We start from the raw sequence: 18,697 nt of genomic DNA, 5'->3' as shown, positions 1-18,697 counted from the left end.
AGTTCTCTTATTTATACACATCACTATACACATTTGCTGGACTCACAAACTATCTATTGATAAGTCACCAGTGACAAACCCCCATAAAAAAACTTTTTTTTGGAAAAACTGTTCACACTGTTCACTAAGGAGTTTTATTTATAATATTCATGAACTTACGAGGTGAATGGTTGGTGAACAGTGAATACTTTACTGTTCACTTTTGCCGTTTTTCAGGTAAAAAAAGACCGGCGATTGCCGGTCAGGTCAGGTTATTTCGCTATGGGGCCATCGCATTTCGGTAACCAGTCGGCGTTGCTTTCTTCTCTTAGCGCCAGATTGGTCTGTATGCCCTGATTTTTTCGGCGCTTCTCATAACTTAGCCCGTACTCTTTCAGCATGGCTGGCAGTCCCTTGCCGAACATGGTGAGACTGAGTGTATTTTTGTAGCCGTGGGCTTCCATATACGCCAGATAGGCATGATAGAGATACAGGCGCGGCTGACGCGGAATGATGCTGGCATTGCCGATATACATTCCCTCAGGCTCCGGCATCGTTTCAAGGTAACCACAAAAATCAAAGGTCGGGTCGGCTTCGCGCTTGATACTGAGTGCCTCATCGGAGTTCTGCTGTGACTGGAGCAGGGCGCGGGCGGTCATCGGGTCGCTGAACTTCTGCATAAGCTGGCGCACAATCACGGCCAGCTCACGGGCGATTTTGTTCTTAAGCTGCGGGTCGCGTTCTTCCGGGGCAATCTGCTCCGGGAAATGCAGTATCACCCGGCGACGCGATACACCGCCGCTGCGGTCGGTAAAGCGCATCGGGTTATTGTTCACGGCCAGAATCACCGCCGGAATGTGGGTGGAGTACGCATCCTTGTATTTCGGGTCAACGGAGACCGCATCCCCGCCGGTGATGGCCTTGAGTCCTGCCCCGTCACCGCTCCACTTTTCCTGGTCAGGCAGGCGAATCAGCGAGAAGCCAATCAGCGCCGCGCGCTCACGTGGTGATTCCAGTGTTTCGATGGTGGCCGATGTGGCGTTATCTTCCCCGGCAAGCATGGTCGCAATTTCGGCCAGAATACTTTTTCCGCTGCCACCGGGCCCGGTCACCTCAAGAAAGAGCTGCCAGTCGTAACGGTTCGCCAGCACCATAAACAGGGCGGCAAGTATCACGTCGCGCTTTTCCGGTCTGCCACCGGCGGCGCGGTCAAGCCAGCGCCAGAAATCCGGGGCGTGGGTTTCCAGCGTTTCGCCCTCCACCGGCGGGGTAAAATCGACATCACAGAGTGTGCGCAGCCAGTGCGATTTATGGTGCGGGCTGAATGTGCCGGTGGCGGTATCGAGTACGCCGTTGCGAAAGCCAATCAGACGCCGTGCCGGGGCGTCCTGCTGCGGAATAATCAGTTTCAGGGTCTCCACCACTGAGGCAATTTTCCCCGACGAGAACGGGGCACGCAGACGCTGAAATAACCCGGCCACGTCGCGGGCAAAGTCTGACGGTGGAATGATTTTCCATATCCCGGCCTCATAGCGGGACAGGAGCTGGCCGTTCGCGTCCACGGCCAGCGCTTCGCCGTAATGTTCATGCACCCGCATTGCCTTTTCACTGGTGCTCATGGCGGTAAATTCCGCCTCGCTCATGGTAGTGAAAGGACTGTCAGCCGGTGGCCGGATGGCGTCATAAATCGCTTTCCGCGTCGCCTCTTCGCCTTTCTGAACGAACGCATCATTCCAGTCACCGAACACCGGCGGCAGGGCAACAACACCCTCACAGGCGTCTGCGGCCGTAGCGGCTTTGCTCTGACCGTCGCCGTTAAGGTCACGGTCGGCGGCCAGCACAATCTGACAGGCCGGGTGTTTTTGTCTGGCAAGGCTCGCCAGAGAAAGGAGGTTCACGGAGGACAGCGCCACCATGACGGTTTCGCCGGTCAGGTGATGCACGGTGAGCGCGGTCGCATAGCCCTCCGCTATCCACAGACGTTTTCCTGCCTGTTTCTGCCCCTCGATGATATGGCATGTACCTTTTACCGCTCCGCCTTTCAGGGTACGTTTGAGACCGTCAGAATTAATAAGCTGAAGGTTAATCAGTGCGCCGGTATCGTCATACAGCGGGACAACCACATCCCCGGCGCGGAACGTCACGCAGCCGGTTTTATGCATGACGGTGAGCGTCAGACATTCCAGAGCGGGGAAACCCTTGCGGGTGAGGTAGGCGTTGCCGGTGGTCGGTCGGGTTTTCTCCATGAGCCTGACGGCCAGCGCGGCCGCCGCTTTGCGGTCAGCCACCGTTTCAGCCTCTGCGGCCACAATCACCTCCGGGGCAACCAGCGGCAGGTTGCCGGTGACAGCATTCACCTTTTGGGCGGCCTCTGAGGCAGATACATCGAATACCCTCTCAATCAGTTTAAGGCCGTCACCCGCGCCGCACTGGTTACAGAACCACGTGCCGCGCCCCTCTTTATCGTCAAAGCGAAAGCGGTCAGAGCCGCCGCATACCGGGCAGGCCTGATGGCGGTTTTTAATGACCTTCACACCCAGCGCCGGGAGAATGCGCGGCCAGTGGCCGCAGGCCTGTTTTACGGTTTCCGTTACATTCATTTTCATTGTTATTTTCTCCCTCAGTGCAGTACAGGCGATGTGATGTGACGGGCGCAAAGTTCATCCATCACGGCGAGCCCGAGAAAGGACAGTGACGGCGCGGTTTTCAGTGGTCCGGCTTCCATTAAATCTTCCAGCAGTGCACAGGCAATCTGACGGCCTTTTTCCTCGCCGTGCTGGCGCAGGTAGAATCCCTCAAGCTCGGCGGCAATGGTGCTTTCCAGCGCGTCGAGGGTGAGGTGCGGGTAGCGGTGCTGGCGTTCGCACAGGGTCAGCCATGCACAGGCCACGGCGCGGCGATAGAGCGCGGCGCGTAATACGGGCGGTAATGGCTTTTTCATACGTTGCCCTCCCCGGTCAGCCAGTGCTGATTGCAGCGTTCGACCACGCCGTCGAGCTGGGCGGTCATAAGGTAAATCACGGAGGTGAGCTGTAACTGCTGCGCCGGGTCACGGCGCACGGTCGTGCAGTCCTGCACCTGCATCAGGTCGCCGACAAGCTGGCCGACGTTACGCAGGTGTTCAAGGCTCACAAGGTCAGCGTGGGTGATGGTCAGGGTCAGCTCTTTCATGCGCGCACCTCCGCCACCGGCAGGCGAGCGGCAAACGACAGGACATAATCACGAACAAGGGCACGGCGGGCAGAGCGCTCGTCACCGGCAACGGTGCGCAGCATACGGACGCGGGGTTTACGGTCAGCGCGACGAACGGCCGCAAAGACAAAGACGAACTGCGGGTGTGACGGGGTGAGGGTCGTAGCCATAAGGGCAACCTCCAATAAGTAGCGGTAATTGCCACCACCGGAGTTCCTACGCTCATGGGTGGTGACCCGAACGGGGGTAGGAATACCGGCCTTATTGGAAACCGGCCAGCCCGAAGGCTGCCCCGCCCGGACCACCATTATCTGACAGGGGCCACGGTGTAAGCACCACAGCCCGGAAAATGGGTGTTCCTGAGCAACGACGTAAAAAAAGACGCATGGCGCGTCTGGTGTCGCCAATAAGTAACTCGGGTTCCTACGCCCGGCTGTCGATTTTGCGACAGCGGGAAAACTATACCTGGAAATGGCGAAAAGAAGCAAGCCAGAAAAAGGGGCTGTTTGCTGAACGGTCATCATCATGCGTCATAACCCCGGTTGCGTTCGGCAATGCGGTCAGTCATCCATGCCGTGATTTCTGAGTGCGCCCACGCCACGTTTTTACCGCCGAGAGAGATTTGTTTCGGGAATGCCTCCCGGCTGATGAGGTCGTAGATGGTCGACCGGGACAGGCCGCACAGATGCATCACTTCGGGCAGGCGGATAAAGCGTTCCTGAGCGGCATCAGAGACCGGCATCACCGGGGCGGCAGGAGCGGGAGACGGGGAAGAAAAAGCGGTGTGCATCGGGCTACCTCATAAAGTCCATACAGTGCCGGGCGTGTCCCTCCGGCTTCGGGTAGCTCCCTATTATGTTTATATTTTTCCGCAGGTCATGTTTGATTTTCGCGGAAATAAACATTGACTTTTCTCAGAGTAAAACAATGGCAAACGGTGGCAAACAGATGCAAATCAATGCATTACATTGCAGTAATTTTAAGCACTTTCACTTATATATTTCCTCATAATTAATCGGAAAAAAGACTAAATCCGGCAACCTAGGTAAAAAGCAAAAGGTGAACAGTAGTGAACAGTCGGTGAACAGTTATACTCTCAACTGTTCACCCTTTATCTTTCTGTATTACTTATCTTTTTCTTTTCAGTGAACAGTAGTGAATAGTTATAAGTAAAAAAACAAAAGGTGAGTAAGGTTTTCATGAGACCTTTCTCTGGCCAGCCGGGTTTTAAGGTCTGTTTGTGCCATTTTTGCCACAACGGCAATGAATCGTGTTGTTGTGTCCGGCGCGGCAGAATCTCCTCAGATTGAAACGAAGAGGAGACCCGACATGACTCAGACCGCTGTTATTCCCGACTACCTTAAACCCGCAATAGAAAGTCTTGAGACGGCCAGAGAAGCACATCTGACCAATGCCCGACGCATGGACGAAACCACGACGGCCATCAGCCAGGTGAAAACGCAAAAAACTGAACTGGAGCAGGAAAACGGCAATGATTCCGGTGCATGGCGCACCGCCTTTCGTGCCGGTGGTGCTGTCATTACCGACGAGCTGAAACAACGCCATATTGCGCGCGTGGCACGGCGGGAGCTGGCACTGGAATGTGACAACATGGCTGAGGTGCTGTCTTTCGAGCTGGACAGCCTTCGGGGAGCCTGTGACCGCACGGCCAGAACATACCGTCAGGCGCATCACGGCGTACTCAGCCAGTATGCAGAGCATGAACTCGATGCCGCCCTACGTGAAACCTGCGGCGCACTCGTTAGAGCAATGAAACTCAGCATATTGGTTAAAGAAAATCCGCTTGCCAACACCATCGGGCATCAGGGCTATGTCGAACCAGAGCATGCCGTTATGCATAAGGTGAAATCATGGCTTGAGCAGGCGGTGAATGACTGCAATATCCGTCTGACTGATGAACCAGTGCTTTTTAAAACAGGGCTGGCGGCCTCCACGCTGCCACATATGGAGCATGACGTTGCGGCCACGCCCGGTCAGCGAAAAGTCTGGCAGGAAAAAATGCAGGAACGTGAAGCCGATCTGAAAGCACGAGGGTTACTGTCATGATGCGCTGCCCTTTCTGTCGCACAGCGGCCCACGTTCGCACCAGCCGCTATATGTCTGACAGCGTCAAAGAGAGTTACCTCCAGTGCCAGAATGTGCACTGCTCGGCGACATTCAAAACGCATGAGTCCATCTTTGAGGTGATCCGTTCCCCGGTCGTCGATGAGAAACCCGCACCGGTGCCGACAGTACCCGTTACACCCCGCCGGGTAAAAAGCTGCTACAGCTCACCGTTCCACCATTAATCAGGAGAGACAACCCGTGACCACCCTGACCTTACAGCAGGCGTTCGATGCCTGTCAGACGAACAAAACGGCGTGGCTGAACTGTAAAGCCGAACTGACCGCCGCAGAACAGGAATATCAGGAATTATTGCTGGATGACAACGCATCAGGTTCCCGCAGATTACAGACGCTGCGAGATATTATTGACGTAAAAAAATGGGAGATTAATCAGGCCGCCGGTCGCTACATTTCCTCGCATGAGGAGGTGCAGCGCATCAGCATCCGTAACCGGCTGTACGATTTTATGCAGCAGAACGGCGCGGAGCTGGCCGCCGCACTGGCACCCGAGCTGATGGGAATTAAGAACCAGCCCACGATGATAAAAAACCGTGCGCTTGACCGTTCAGTAGCATACCTGCGAGAAGCTCTTTCCGTCTGGCTGGCCGCAGGAAATGAAATTAATTATTCGGCACAGGATAGCGATATTTTAATGGCCATCGGATACAGGCCTGACGCGCCTTCGCGGGATGATAATCGTGAAAAATTCACCCCTGCACAGAGCATGATTTACACCCGTCGACGCGCCGAACTGGCCGCGCCGTAACCTGTCAAAAAATCCTCGTAATTCCCGCCATTTTTCCCGAATTAAGCCATGCATCCAAAGGGTGCATGGTTTTGCATGCGTTTTCCCGCTCCTGTACTCCCGACCAGCGCCAGTCGCGGCGCGGCCTGAGCCACTTCATGCACCTGCATTAAAAGCGCCCCAAGAAGCGGGCAGGCGTGGCGGGGAGAGCATTGCGCGCTGAGTGTTGAAACGATTGTCTCTTGCAAAGAGCTGTGCTTGAAAAGTTAAAAACTGAAAGAATTGCTTCAAAGTAAAGGTTATTGTTAGTTTTGATAAAAATGGGCTATACATAACAAAAATATGATTAGATTGTAGATTTATCAGGAAATAATTATTATAGAATAATTCTGTGGCCTGAGTTTAGGAGTGAGGATTAAAAATTGAAAATTAATAAGATATCAGAGTTGCCAAAGGATTCCGCAACTATCTTGGAAGGGGGTAGTGAAAAGAGGACCACAAGACCGCTAGATGAATTGGTTATTGGTCTTGTTAGTTCGGTAGGAACAAATCTTGAGTCCATTACAATAAAAATAAAAGAGAGACTTGCATTATATAAGTTTAGATGTGCAGAAGTAAGGATTTCGAAAGATGTCATAATACCATTAACTGAGGATCGTGATTATACATCAGATTATCAAAGGATAGATGACCTGATGACTAAAGGGAATAGTTTAAGAAGGGATAGTGATTGTAATCATATATTAGCGCTTGGGGCTATAGCAAAAATAAATGAAATCAGGGAGGGTATGCAACACTCATCGTCAAATATAAAAGGAGTGGCATATATAATAAATTCGATAAAACATCCCGAAGAGGTACATAAACTAAGGGAGATATATGGAGCTGGATTCTTACTTTTCGGTGTATTTTCAGATGAGCAACGCAGATTTGATAATTTGAATAAAAATAAAGGGATTCCCGAAGAGGAAGCAAGAAAGCTAATTCAACGAGATGAGGATGAAGGTGCAGGACATGGACAGCATACACGAGATAGTTTTCATTTAGCTGATTTCTTTTTAAGTCAAGATGGTCGCGATGACAAATTAAATAATGATATCAAAAGGACTTTCGATCTTCTTTTCGGAAATCCCTTTATAACACCTACTTTCGATGAGTTTGCTATGTATATGGCTTTTTCATCAGCTTTGAGGTCAGCTGACTTGTCAAGACAAGTTGGTGCTGTATTAGCAAAGAATTATGCAATTATGTCTACAGGAGCGAATGATGTTCCGAAGTTTGGAGGTGGATTATATTGGCCAGAATTTAATGAGGCAAAAGGTTCATACGAAGATTTTCCAAATGGAAGAGATTATGTACGAGGACATGATTCCAATGCTAAACAAAAGAATCAAATAATAGAAGACATACTTGGTAAATTGCCTAAAAATTCTCAAGGAAAAGTTAAGAAGGTTCTGCAAGACAGTTTAATTCAAGATATTACTGAGTATGGGCGAGTTGTCCATGCGGAAATGGAAGCTATTTTGGCTTGTGCAAGAACTCAAACAAGTACACAGGATGCAAATATTTACTGCACAACTTTCCCCTGTCATAATTGCGCAAAACATATAATTGCTTCTGGCATAAAAAGGGTTGTCTACATTGAACCTTATCCTAAAAGTAAAGCTTATGAATTCCATTCTGAATCTATAAGCAGCGACTACAATGACTCTGGCAAGGTATTATTTGAACCATTCATTGGTATTGGACCTAGGGTCTACTTCAATTTATTTTCACTTGTTAATGGGAACGGGAATAAAATAAAAAGAAAAGATCGCAATGGTGATGTGTTAGAGTGGGATGAAGCAACCGCAAATTTAAGAAATACGCTCCTGCCAATTTCCTACTTGGAAAGAGAACAGATTTCTGTTAACTTATTTGCAAATATTATAGGGGTTTGATTATGAATAACGAAAATAAGTTTATTAAACATATAGTTGAAACTAAGAAGAATGTTAATGATTGGCCTGAATGGAAACGTAATTTACTAGGTGGTGATGAAGTATCGTCAAAATCCTTCAGGACTCTAGCTACTTCAGGATTTGTTTCGGGAAAGTTAAAGGCTAGCAAGAAATAAATAAAGCCCCATCACGGGGCTTTATTATTTAAAGTTAATGCTCACTAAATTTTTAGGCAATTGTAAATATAATTACTATACCAGTTCATCATTCCTCTACGCTTTTCAAGATACAGCGCATGATTATAAGTTCCACGAATACTGTTCTTATCCACATGCGCCAACTGCATTTCAATCCACGCACTATCAAATCCCTGTTCATGCAATATTGTTGACATGGTATGGCGAAAACCGTGACCTGTAGCGCGTCCTTTGTAACCAAGTAACTCAATCACTTGGGAAACACTTTCTTTCGAGATCGGTTTGCTGCGGTTGTTCCTGCCAATAAAGATATAAGGGTAATGGCCGGTAATAGGTTTGAGCTGCTTAAATAGATCGACTACCTGAGTAGATAAAGGAACAATGTGAGGCCTACGCATTTTCATCCGTTCTGCTGGTATTTCCCATATACCTTTCTCAAGGTCAACCTCATCCCATGTAGCAAAACGCATCTCTTGGGTTCGTACACCGGTTAACATGACGATTTTTGTCGCATTCTTAGTTATGATGCTGCCGGTATACGCTTCCAGATCTCGAATAAAATGAGGCAACTCTTCTGCGGATAAGAAAGGATGGTGTTTTTGCTTCGGAACGGCCAGAGCAATGGCTAAATCAGGCGCAGGGTTGTACTCAGCACGGCCAGTTATGATTGCATAGCGATAGACCTCGCCACATCTTTGGCGCACTTTTCTAGTCTTCTCCAGTGCTCCACGCTTCTCTATTCTTCGTAGTACCTCAAGCAGTTCCAGAGGTTTGATCTCATTTATCGGGCGTTTACCGATGAACAGGAAAACATCTTGCTCAAATGTTTTAATGATTTCTTCGCGGTAGGCCACTGTCCAGCGATCGGCTTTATTTGAGTGCCACTCCCGACATATAGCTTCGAATGAGTTTTCTGTTGAGAGCTGCTGTGCCAGCTTTTGGGCTTTGCGTTCCTCAACCGGGTCAATGCTATTGGCAACTTGCTTACGAGCGGTCTCACGCTTCTCACGTGCTTCAGCTAGGCTCACAAGGTCGTAGCTACCAAATGACATTAACCGCGCTTTTCCGGCAAAGCGGAAACGGAAACGCCAGCCCTTCGAGCCATCGGGATTGATAAGCAATGACAGGCCTTGTCCGTCGTTCAATGTGTATGGCTTGTCTTGGGGCTTTGCTCGTTTAATTTGTATGTCTGTTAGTGGCATGTGTATAAGTCAAAAATGTGTATAAAAAATCTATACACATCACTATACATATTTTTCATGGATTCAGGGAGAACTTGTCGGACGGTTACGGATGAGTGATTTACTATATGCTTTGAAAATAAAGGATTTTTAGACTTTCTCGGATGGTGGCGGAGGAATTTTGGCGGAAGATCACAGGAGTCGAACCTGCCCGGGACCGCTGGCGGCCCCAACTGGATTTGAAGTCCAGCCACCTCACCGGAGATGACGATCTTCCGCGCCTCGATTGCTACATGGAGGCGGGGCGCATTATAGCTACTTCCTACGGTTTCCACACCCCCTCACTCACTTTTTTAACTTCCCTTTCTCCTTACCATGACCAGTTTCGAATAAATCCCTACAAAATCCATCGCTTACACTTCGACGCATTTTTCGACGCTACCCCGATCGCAGAAAAAAGAATCGTAATTTGATAACGAGATATCGCAATACCCGCGCTCACAGGGATGGTTTACAAGAACTGTAACCGGTAGCAGTGCGTGTGAAAGTGCTAACAAGGATGCGTAATGAAAAGTGATATTTTGCCGTTAAAGAGAAGATTGGCTACGGTATGGGTGATGCCGCCAGCCACATCATCTTTATAACGTTATGTTATATATGATGTTCTTCTATACCGATATTTTTGGTATCCCGGCCGGTTTTGTCGGCACGATGTTCTTACTGGCTCGCGCGCTGGATGCTATCTCAGACCCTTGTATGGGACTGCTTGCCGACCGCACTCGTTCACGCTGGGGGAAATTCCGCCCGTGGGTGCTGTTTGGCGCGCTGCCGTTTGGCCTGGTCTGTGTGCAGGGCGTGGGGAACGGTGGTTATGCCAGGTGAGGAAGATAGGCTGACGATACCCCTATAAGTACATGTGAACGCGGTGCCGGATGACGACGCATTGCGTCATATCCGGCCCACGATGCGTACAGCGTTCCAGATCTGAAAAGAAAAAATATTCTGACTTAAATTTTTACCTATCCATATTTGCGAGCGCTGTCACTCTAATACCTGAAGAAAATGTGATCTGCGCTGTAAATATCTCACGATTTCCCTTTTTTGTCTTATTTCTGTCCGGAATACAGGACACGATTTAGTATTGTTGCATCACCGTAGTCCTTTTATATTTATCATCACGGATTACACGTGGAGCATAAACGCTTCTTTATAACCTAAATAATTCGAGTTGCAGGAAGGCGGTGACGCAGCAAATCCCCTGAACGTACATAAGTACGTGACTGGGGTGAGCGACATATCTGTCGGGAACAGATTTGAACGTCGCGGAGCGACGGCCCTTAAGGGCGAGTCTCATGGATGAGACGAGTAACTCAAAAGCCAACGCACATGCAGCCTGAAGTATGACGGGTATAGATATTTAATCTGGTATGTAATAAGGGTAAATAATGCAAATGATTACCTCGCGACAAAACAGATTATTAAAATTCCTTCTGTCCAGGAAGGAATATGTCACACTGCTGAAAATTGCTGAGCATTTATCTGTTTCGGAAAAGACCGTACAACGCGACCTGCGTTTACTGGAACAGTGGTTGTCGGAATGGAAAATAGCTATTGATAAGCGTGCTGGCGCAGGTGTGATATTAAGTGCCGATAATATTACCGATCTTTTATATTTAGATCAGTTATTAGGGACGGAGGGTGATGATGCTGACGGCATGATGAATAACTCACGGCGCGTCAAGATAGCGTCACAACTATTAAGCGAAACGCCACATGAAACCTCGATCAGTAAATTATCCGAACGTTATTTCATTAGTAGCACATCGATTGTTAACGATCTAAAAGTAATTGAATCCTGGATTACCCCACTGGGCCTGTCGTTGATTCGCAGTCAGAGCGGTACGCACATCGAAGGTAGCGAGAGCGGCGTGCGCCAGGCGATGGCGTCACTGATCAACGGTGTGATTAACCATAATGAACCCGGTAGTGTGGTTTATTCACGTCTTGACCCGGGGAGCTATAAAGCGCTAGTCCATTATTTTGGTGAGGAAGATGTTTTATTTGTCCAGACGCTGTTGCAGGAAATGGAGAATGATCTGTGCTGGTCGTTAGGCGAACCGTATTACGTCAATATTTTTACCCATATTCTGATCATGATGTATCGCATCACGCGTGGAAATGCCTTACCGAGAAAAGATGAAAATATCACTTCATGTGATGAGAGCATTTTCTCGATTGCCAGCCGCATGATTCAACGTATCGAAAAACGTATAGCCCATTCACTGCCGGAAGACGAAGTCTGGTTTATTTATCAATATATTATCTCGTCTGGCGTTGTGATTGAAGAGCATAACGATGTAAGCGTCATTGGCCATATGCACTCCAGCGATGAAGCGCGGTTGATTACCCATCGACTGATTGCCACCTTCGCCGAGATGGTCGACAGCGATCTCAGTCAGGATAGTGCGCTATATGACGGATTACTGATTCATATTAAGCCGCTGATTAACCGGCTTAACTACCAGATCCGCATTCGCAATCCGCTGCTGGAGGATATCAAAGGCGAGCTGCAGGACGTGTGGCGGTTGACCCAATGCGCGGTGAATCGGGTGTTTAGCGGTTGGGGCGAGCGGGCGGTATCGGAAGATGAGGTGGGATATCTTACCGTCCACTTTCAGGCGGCAATGGAGCGCCAGATGGCGCGTAAGCGTGTGCTGTTGGTCTGCTCGACCGGTATTGGCACCTCCCATTTACTCAAGAGCCGCATTCTGCGTGCCTTTCCGGACTGGACCATTGTTGGCGTGGTGTCGGCAGGTAGTTTGCCCTCTGTACTGACGGACGATATTGAACTGGTGGTATCGACGATTAATTTACCCGCAGTTGCCATGCCGGTCGTGTATGTCACTGCCTTCTTCAATGATGCGGATATTAAGCGGGTAACAGAAACGGTTATTACGGAAAAATTACATCGGGCGACGTCGCTGGTCGTTGAAAATTAATGTCTGAACTCCATGAGGTATGATTGATGGACATCACGAAAATACTCAATACAAATCGCGTTATTTTGGACATGAAGGCCACAAGCAAAACGGAGGCTATTGAGGAACTGACAGATATTCTGCAAAAAGATGGAGCAATTAGCTGTCGCGAAACGTTTATTCAGGATGTCTGGCAGCGTGAGTCAGAAGGCTCGACCGGCTTCGAAAATCATATTGCGATCCCGCACGGAAAATCATCAGCGGTGATCAATACGACGCTGGCTATTGGGCGTACCCGGCAGGATATTCCCTGGGAAACGCTGGATGGCAGCAATGTGCGGTGCATTATTTTGTTTGCCGTCCGTCTTGAAGATCAGAACACCACGCATATTCGTCTGCTCTCGCAGGTTGCCGGAGCACTGGCTGACGAAGACATTATTGAACAATTACTGGTCGAAAGCAGTCCACAAAAAATTATTGAGCTATTTAGCCAATATGCTGAATCCAATGTTTGCTAAATAAAAAGTGGAGCATGTTATGAATATTGTTTGTGTTGCCGCCTGTACGGCGGGTATTGCGCACACCTATATTGCCCGTGAAAAGCTAATTAAAGGTGCTAAAGCGCTTGGCCATAATATAAAAGTTGAAACCCAGGGCACCATTGGCACAGAAAACGAACTGCTGACAGAAGATATTTCTGCGGCTGATGTCGTGATTCTTGCCGTAGATGTCAAAATAAAAGGGGAGGAACGATTTTCAAATAAGCGCATTGTGCGAGTGAAAACGGAGATAGTCATAAAATCGCCGATTCAGTTTCTTGAAAAGGTCGAAAAATCATTAGTTAACACAAACCAGTAGCGATCCTCATTCTGGAGGGATTTCACATGAGTGAAAATAAAATTCCGCTATCTCAGGAAATTAAAAAGCATTTGTTAACGGGGATTTCGTGGATGATCCCGTTAATTGTTGCCGCTGGGATCTGTATTGCCCTGGGGCAAATACTTGGCGGTACTAACGTGGGTGAAAAAACAGGGACAATACCCTGGATGCTCAACCAGATAGGCGGTTGGGGGATGGGGCTGATTGTACCGCTGATTAGCGCGGCGATTGCCTACTCCATTGCCGATCGCCCCGGATTTGCGCCGGGTCTGATTGTCGGTTTTGTCTGTGGCGAAATTCATACCGGTTTTATTGGCGGAATGCTTGGCGGGTTTCTGGTTGGCTACACCGTTCTGCTGTTGAAACGTTATATCCGTTTACCACAGTCAATGCAGGGTCTGATGCCCATCATGGTGCTACCGGTGTTGAGTACCGTGATTGGCGGCCTGTTGATGATGACGCTGATCGGCAAGCCGATTGCCTGGCTGCAGGATGCGTTGATTCATCTGTTGGAGTCCATGCAGGGTGGGTCCCGTTTTCTGATGGGGGCGATCCTCGGCGCAATGGCGACATTCGATTTCGGCGGACCGGTAAATAAAACCATGTCGCTGTTTGCGGATGGCATGCTGGTTAGCGGCGTGTATGGTCCTGAAGCGGTCAAGTTTGTCGGGTCAATGATTCCACCGTTCGGCATTACGCTCTCCTTCCTGCTGACGCGCCACAAGTACACCCGTGCGGAGCGCGAGGCGCTGAAGGCGGCATTCCCGATGGGGATCTGCATGATTACCGAAGGCGTTATACCGATTGCGGCGCGTGACCTGTTGCGCGTGGTCGGGTCCTGTGTGGTGGCATCAGCGGTGGCGGGCGGCTTGATTATGGTATGGGGTGTCGAAAGTCCGGTTCCGCACGGCGGCATGTTCGTGGTCCCACTCTTCACGCACCCGCTGCTGTTTTGTCTGGCATTGGGGATCGGTACGGTGATTTGCGGTGTGATGCTCTCACTGTGGAAGAAACCGGTGACTGAGCGTGACGAGGAGTTTGACGAACTCAGCGATCAGAAGCTGAAAGACGAAGAAATCACCTTCACCCTGGAATAACCGGAGGCCGTATGTTTGCCGATATGAAAAGCATGGTGACCAAAGCCTGGCGCGAGCAGTACGCGCTGCTGGCCATCAACTGTATGAACCTGGAAAGCGCCCGTGCGGCGGTACGGGTGGCAGAGAAACACCGTGCGCCCATTATTCTGAATCTGTATCAGGGGCATCTGGACCATTTTCCGGCCCCGATAGCCGCTGCGGTCGTCAAAACGCTGGCGGATGAAGCCTCGGTGCCGGTCGTGCTGGCACTGGACCACGGCAAAGATCCTGTACGCATCCGCCAGGCTTTTCGCGCCGGGTTTAGTGGCTTGATGATCGACGCTTCGGCGTTTGCGCTGGAAGAAAACATTCGTCAGACCCGTGCGGTTGTGGATCTGGCTGCCAGCGTCTCGCTGTGTGTGGAAGGTGAGTTGGGCCATCTTGCCGATGCTCCACGCTACGACCACGCGACGAACGTTGATTTGATGACCCAGACTGCTGACGTTGGGCCGTTTATCCAGCAGACCGGGATCGACGTGCTGGCGGTGTCGGTCGGTACGGCGCACGGTATGTACGCGCCGGGTGTGACACCGGCGATTGATTTCCAGCGCCTTGAAGAGATTGCCCGTTCATCGACGGTGCCACTGGCGCTACATGGCGGCAGCGGTACGCCGTTTGACCAGCTACAGCGTTGTCCGATGTTTGGCGTCGCCAAAATTAACGTTGGCGCGGCGGTTTTTGAAGCTGGAAAAGCCGCATTGCTACATACCCTGTGTCGCGACAAATCCTGTGAACTTGTTGATGCCCTGGCCCTGATGGAACAGGCCTGCGAAGAAGCCATTATTCCGTACCTGCAGGCCAGCGGCGCTATCGGCAAAGCCTGATTCATTTTCTGTAACGCCTTCTATGCCTCTGCGATGACGCACTGGCAGGGCTTTCTACACCCTGAAACTGGAGAATTAACATGTTAGTTTCGATGAAAGAATTACTGCAGCCTACTCGTCAGCACGGTTTTGCTATTGGCGCCTTCAACGTGGCGGATAGCTGCTTTGTGCGTGCAGTGGTCGAAGAGGCGGAAGCAACCAACACGCCGGCAATTATCTCCATTCACCCCAGCGAACATGATTTCGTCGGTGATGCGTTTTTTAGTTATGTCCGCGATATCACGATGCGCAGCCCGGTTCCCTTTACTCTGCATCTGGACCATGGGGCATCGGTGGAACATGTCCTGCGGGCGATTCAGTGTGGGTTTACCTCGGTGATGATCGACGGTTCGCTGCTGCCCTATGAGGAAAACGTGGCCCTGACCCGCGAAGTAGTCAAGCTGGCGCATGCGGTAGGTGTCTCGGTTGAGGGGGAGTTGGGAACGATCGGCCAGACCGGAACGTCAGTGGAAGGCGGCGTATCAAAAGTCACTTACACCGATCCTGCTCAGGCGCAGGATTTTATCGCCCGTACCGGAGCCGACACTCTGGCGGTAGCGATTGGTACCGCCCACGGGATCTACCCGAAAGGAATGCAGCCAGAGCTGCAAATGAACATTCTGCGTGATATCGCCGGGCGGCTGGATATTCCGCTGGTGCTGCACGGCGGCTCGGCGAACCCGGATGCGGAGATTGCCGAATCCGTCACGCTGGGCGTGGGAAAAATCAATATTTCCAGCGATATGAAGTATGCCTACTTCCAGAAGGTGCGTGAAATTCTGGCGAAAGAAACCTGGTGGGACCCGAACGTGATTTACCCGGAAGCGATTAGCGCCGCACGGGATGTGATCCGCCATAAAATGAAGCTGTTTGGATCTACTGGCAAAGCATCACTTTACTAACGGCATGCAGGCGGGGAAACCCGCCTCTTTCGCGACAAGGAAAAGTGGAATGAAGCGTTCACAAATTAATTATGCCGTTGATAAAGCGCATGCCATCGCCGAGACTTTTCGAATCTGTCTGCCTGACTTTGCGTATTTTACCGTCGACGCCTGGCGGCAACAGGATCAAACTCTGTGGCGTGAAGTGCGCGATCTCCAGCTGGGCTGGGATGTCACCGATTTTGGTCGTGGTGATTTTGCGCAAAGCGGGCTCACGCTGCTGACGTTGCGCAATGGCGTGTTGGGTTCGGCAAACTACCCCAAACCGTATGCCGAAAAGATGCTGCAAATTCAGCAGGATCAACAAACGCCATGGCATTTTCACACCCATAAAATGGAAGATATTGTCAATCGCGGCGGCGGTGATTTATGTATGCAGCTGGCATGGGCCACGCCCGATGCGCAGTATGACGCGCAGCGTATTGTTGAGGTAAGTGTGGATGGTCAGCGGCGAACCGTTAAGCCCGGCGAAACGCTGGTGTTGAAACCAGGGCAAGGCATCTGTCTACCACCCCGTTTGTATCATCGTTTCTGGGCTGAGAAAGCGTTTGTATTGGGCTGGGAAATCTCGATGGTCAATGACGACCAGCATGACAACCACTTTCTGGAACCTGGCGGTCGCTTCCCGGCGATTGAAGAGGACGAGCCGGTGAAATGGCTGTTGTGCAGTGAATATATTCGTTTATGAGCGTGAGTAGGCCCGGTAAGCGAAGCGCCACCGGGCAATAAATCATTGTGCAGGTGGTGGTGCAGTGACTTCACTCCCCGAAACCACGCCCGCCTGCATGGTTTGCGTTACCTGCTGTTTCTCCACGTTTACCGCATGCAACTGACCGTTGACCGTTGGCTTGAGCGGCGCATCGGCCTGAATATTGCCGCTGGCGGTAAGCTGGATGTTGCCATCGCCGGAAAGCGGCAGTGCGGGCCAGCCCCACTGCTGCAGGATCGTTATTGGCACGCCGCGCCCGTTCAGGCTGACCTGCGTCTGGCGCTGAGGCAGTTGCGAAATGCTGGCGGTGGCCTCCAGCAGTCCTTTTTCCGTATAGGCACTTAGCTCGCTGATATTGATCGTGCTGCTGTTCGCGGCGAGGGCCAGAGAAGGTCGGCGCACGTCGGTACGGTTAAACGTCGCAGCTGCGGCATTGAGCGTGGCGCTACCACTCCAGATCCCCCACTGATTGTTCTGTACCAACCCGAGGCTAGCACCGTAGCCGTCCAGCGCGGTGAGCTGCCATGGGAAACTCGGGTCGATATCAATCACCAGATTGCGGCTGGCGCTGAATTTTTTGAGCGTCAGGCTGTTTAGCCACGCTGGCAGGGGTTTCATCCACAGCTGCTTCCAGTTTTCCGGCAGCGTGTATTCCAGACCGGCAATGGCAGCATCATCGAGGACTAGCGCTTTGTTGCTGCGCATCCAGTTTCCGGATGTTCTGACCATACCGCCTTCCCAGCGGGTGGTGAACTGGCGCAGCGCAATGCCCTGCGGTGAGAACTCGGCGTTCAGAATCGGATCGAAAAAGTGCAGTGAACCGTAGATAAACTCACTGGCGTTCATCGACAGCTTCCCTTCCTGAGTTTGCCAGTCGTCCTTGCTGAAGGTCATATTGCGCAAACTCAGATCGAGGTCTGTTACTGCCCAGTCAGGACCTTGCAGACGGGCATCCGTCACCTCAAGACGACCAATTTGTAGGGACGGAATCGTGGTTAGCGGTGCGAAAAAATCGACCAGTGATTTATCACTTTGTAGCCGGATATCATTTAACCGCAGATTCTCCACTACCCAACTGCCATCAGCATTGCGCTGCGCCACGCCGGTTAATGCCCCACGCGCCACGTCTGCGCCAATATTGCTAAGCGTCACGCGGTCATGGTCAATGCTGCCTTCAATTAGCACGTTAGTGGTTGGAACGTCGTTAAGCGTTAATGAACTGGCGCTGAGCTGAATTTGCGCTTTGTTGCCGAGAATTTTACCCGCTTCAGGGTTCCAGGGAATAACGCCGCCGTTCACGCGTTGCGCGCTCAGGTTCCACTCACTGCCGGGGCTGTTTAGTGCCATATCCTGTAACTGCAGGCGATCGGCCTGGAACGGAAGCGGCGCAGTGTGTTGAGAAAGATTGAGCGTACCGTTTTGCAACAAGATGGTGTCAACGTGCAACGGGTCGGTGATCTGACGACTGCTCAGGCCAATATCAACCGTTTTAGCGACCAGCGTTGCGGGCTGACCATCCCGGCCAAAGGTGACGTTTTCCAGCAGAATATGGGAAGGGGAAGAAAACCGGTGATCGATGGTATCAAATGCCAGATGGTAGCTGCTGTTCTCTGACACCCAGGCGCTGACATGCTCCGCACCCCAACGGGTTTGCAGTAGAAAATAAAGGCCGAGGATCGCCACTGCACAGGCGATCAGCACGTAAATAAGCAGCTTTCCAATAAATTTCATGGTCTTCCATCCCGCGAAGTGCACATAGTCAAGTTATGCACGATTTACGCGCAATCCTCAAGGCGGGAATGGTGAAAGAGCGTTACAGCGGCGTTGATTC

At 50.8% G+C, this 18,697-nt stretch carries 19 protein-coding genes, 1 tRNA gene and 1 pseudogene; 13 read left to right on the top strand and 8 right to left on the bottom strand.

Annotation, left to right across the window (positions count from 1 at the left end):
- Positions 1-251: 251 nt before the first annotated feature.
- The 5 genes from RYZ59_RS17780 to RYZ59_RS17760 are packed head-to-tail and all read right to left on the bottom strand — an operon-like array spanning position 252 to position 3,961.
- A complete protein-coding gene (locus RYZ59_RS17780; RefSeq protein WP_106902607.1) occupies positions 252-2,585 on the bottom strand; it encodes a primase-helicase zinc-binding domain-containing protein in 2,334 nt (777 codons plus the stop codon).
- Positions 2,586-2,599: 14 nt separating this feature from the next.
- Positions 2,600-2,920 carry a DUF5375 domain-containing protein gene (locus tag RYZ59_RS17775; RefSeq protein ID WP_106902606.1) on the bottom strand — a complete coding sequence of 107 codons (321 nt, stop codon included), beginning with the start codon at positions 2,918-2,920 and terminating at the stop codon, positions 2,600-2,602.
- A complete protein-coding gene (locus RYZ59_RS17770) occupies positions 2,917-3,150 on the bottom strand; it encodes a hypothetical protein (RefSeq protein WP_106902605.1) in 234 nt (77 codons plus the stop codon). Before RYZ59_RS17770 ends, RYZ59_RS17775 begins: the two co-directional genes overlap by 4 nt.
- A complete protein-coding gene (locus tag RYZ59_RS17765) occupies positions 3,147-3,698 on the bottom strand; it encodes a host cell division inhibitor Icd-like protein (RefSeq protein WP_106902604.1) in 552 nt (183 codons plus the stop codon). The genes RYZ59_RS17770 and RYZ59_RS17765 overlap by 4 nt, the downstream gene beginning before the upstream one ends.
- Positions 3,695-3,961 (bottom strand): helix-turn-helix transcriptional regulator, encoded by a 267-nt coding sequence (locus RYZ59_RS17760; RefSeq protein WP_167493766.1) that lies wholly within the window; start codon positions 3,959-3,961, stop codon positions 3,695-3,697. Before RYZ59_RS17760 ends, RYZ59_RS17765 begins: the two co-directional genes overlap by 4 nt.
- Positions 3,962-4,500: 539 nt before the next feature.
- Between RYZ59_RS17760 and RYZ59_RS17755 the strand changes: the two genes are divergently transcribed.
- The 5 genes from RYZ59_RS17755 (at position 4,501) to RYZ59_RS17735 (ending at position 8,158) form a co-directional block, all read left to right on the top strand.
- Positions 4,501-5,238, top strand: coding sequence for a glycoprotein 3 (locus RYZ59_RS17755; RefSeq protein WP_094322340.1), 738 nt, complete (start codon positions 4,501-4,503; stop codon positions 5,236-5,238).
- Positions 5,235-5,480, top strand: a complete 246-nt coding sequence (locus RYZ59_RS17750) for an ogr/Delta-like zinc finger family protein (protein ID WP_016154081.1) — start codon at positions 5,235-5,237, stop codon at positions 5,478-5,480. Before RYZ59_RS17755 ends, RYZ59_RS17750 begins: the two co-directional genes overlap by 4 nt.
- A gap of 16 nt (positions 5,481-5,496) precedes the next feature.
- Positions 5,497-6,063, top strand: a complete 567-nt coding sequence (locus tag RYZ59_RS17745) for a phage polarity suppression protein (RefSeq protein WP_136391339.1) — start codon at positions 5,497-5,499, stop codon at positions 6,061-6,063.
- Positions 6,064-6,464: 401 nt separating this feature from the next.
- Complete coding sequence (locus RYZ59_RS17740) at positions 6,465-7,982, top strand: anti-phage dCTP deaminase (RefSeq protein WP_318049904.1); 1,518 nt, start codon at positions 6,465-6,467, stop codon at positions 7,980-7,982.
- A gap of 2 nt (positions 7,983-7,984) precedes the next feature.
- On the top strand, positions 7,985-8,158 hold the full coding sequence (locus RYZ59_RS17735; protein ID WP_318049906.1) for a hypothetical protein: 174 nt from the start codon (positions 7,985-7,987) through the stop codon (positions 8,156-8,158).
- Positions 8,159-8,202: 44 nt separating this feature from the next.
- Here RYZ59_RS17735 and RYZ59_RS17730 read toward each other — a convergent pair whose 3' ends face one another.
- Positions 8,203-9,381, bottom strand: coding sequence for a tyrosine-type recombinase/integrase (locus tag RYZ59_RS17730; protein ID WP_318049908.1), 1,179 nt, complete (start codon positions 9,379-9,381; stop codon positions 8,203-8,205).
- A gap of 161 nt (positions 9,382-9,542) precedes the next feature.
- Positions 9,543-9,637: transfer RNA gene (locus RYZ59_RS17725), tRNA-Sec, on the bottom strand.
- Between the two features lie 289 nt (positions 9,638-9,926).
- Between RYZ59_RS17725 and RYZ59_RS17720 the strand changes: the two are divergent.
- The 8 genes and pseudogenes from RYZ59_RS17720 to RYZ59_RS17685 all read left to right on the top strand — a co-directional run.
- Positions 9,927-10,209 (top strand): annotated as a pseudogene (locus RYZ59_RS17720) (MFS transporter); the annotation flags it as partial.
- 596 nt (positions 10,210-10,805) lie between these two features.
- Positions 10,806-12,359, top strand: coding sequence for a BglG family transcription antiterminator (locus RYZ59_RS17715; protein WP_318049910.1), 1,554 nt, complete (start codon positions 10,806-10,808; stop codon positions 12,357-12,359).
- Between the two features lie 26 nt (positions 12,360-12,385).
- On the top strand, positions 12,386-12,856 hold the full coding sequence (locus RYZ59_RS17710; protein WP_318049911.1) for a fructose PTS transporter subunit IIA: 471 nt from the start codon (positions 12,386-12,388) through the stop codon (positions 12,854-12,856).
- A 19-nt stretch (positions 12,857-12,875) separates the two neighbouring features.
- Positions 12,876-13,196 carry a PTS fructose transporter subunit IIB gene (locus RYZ59_RS17705; protein WP_137382126.1) on the top strand — a complete coding sequence of 107 codons (321 nt, stop codon included), beginning with the start codon at positions 12,876-12,878 and terminating at the stop codon, positions 13,194-13,196.
- A 26-nt stretch (positions 13,197-13,222) separates the two neighbouring features.
- On the top strand, positions 13,223-14,314 hold the full coding sequence (locus RYZ59_RS17700; RefSeq protein ID WP_202037389.1) for a PTS fructose transporter subunit IIC: 1,092 nt from the start codon (positions 13,223-13,225) through the stop codon (positions 14,312-14,314).
- An 11-nt stretch (positions 14,315-14,325) separates the two neighbouring features.
- Positions 14,326-15,177 carry a class II fructose-bisphosphate aldolase gene (locus tag RYZ59_RS17695; protein WP_318049913.1) on the top strand — a complete coding sequence of 284 codons (852 nt, stop codon included), beginning with the start codon at positions 14,326-14,328 and terminating at the stop codon, positions 15,175-15,177.
- A gap of 80 nt (positions 15,178-15,257) precedes the next feature.
- Positions 15,258-16,118, top strand: a complete 861-nt coding sequence (locus tag RYZ59_RS17690) for a ketose-bisphosphate aldolase (protein ID WP_137382123.1) — start codon at positions 15,258-15,260, stop codon at positions 16,116-16,118.
- Between the two features lie 49 nt (positions 16,119-16,167).
- On the top strand, positions 16,168-16,845 hold the full coding sequence (locus RYZ59_RS17685) for a D-lyxose/D-mannose family sugar isomerase (RefSeq protein ID WP_318049915.1): 678 nt from the start codon (positions 16,168-16,170) through the stop codon (positions 16,843-16,845).
- A gap of 42 nt (positions 16,846-16,887) precedes the next feature.
- Here RYZ59_RS17685 and RYZ59_RS17680 read toward each other — a convergent pair whose 3' ends face one another.
- A complete protein-coding gene (locus RYZ59_RS17680; protein ID WP_318049916.1) occupies positions 16,888-18,597 on the bottom strand; it encodes an AsmA family protein in 1,710 nt (569 codons plus the stop codon).
- Between the last annotated feature and the right edge of the window lie 100 nt (positions 18,598-18,697).

It is taken from the genome of Citrobacter sp. HN-141, from assembly GCF_033341895.1.
Taxonomy (GTDB): Bacteria; Pseudomonadota; Gammaproteobacteria; order Enterobacterales; family Enterobacteriaceae; genus Citrobacter.
The sequence above is the reverse complement of the archived record's forward strand: the minus strand, read 5'-3'. Positions and strand labels throughout refer to the sequence as shown.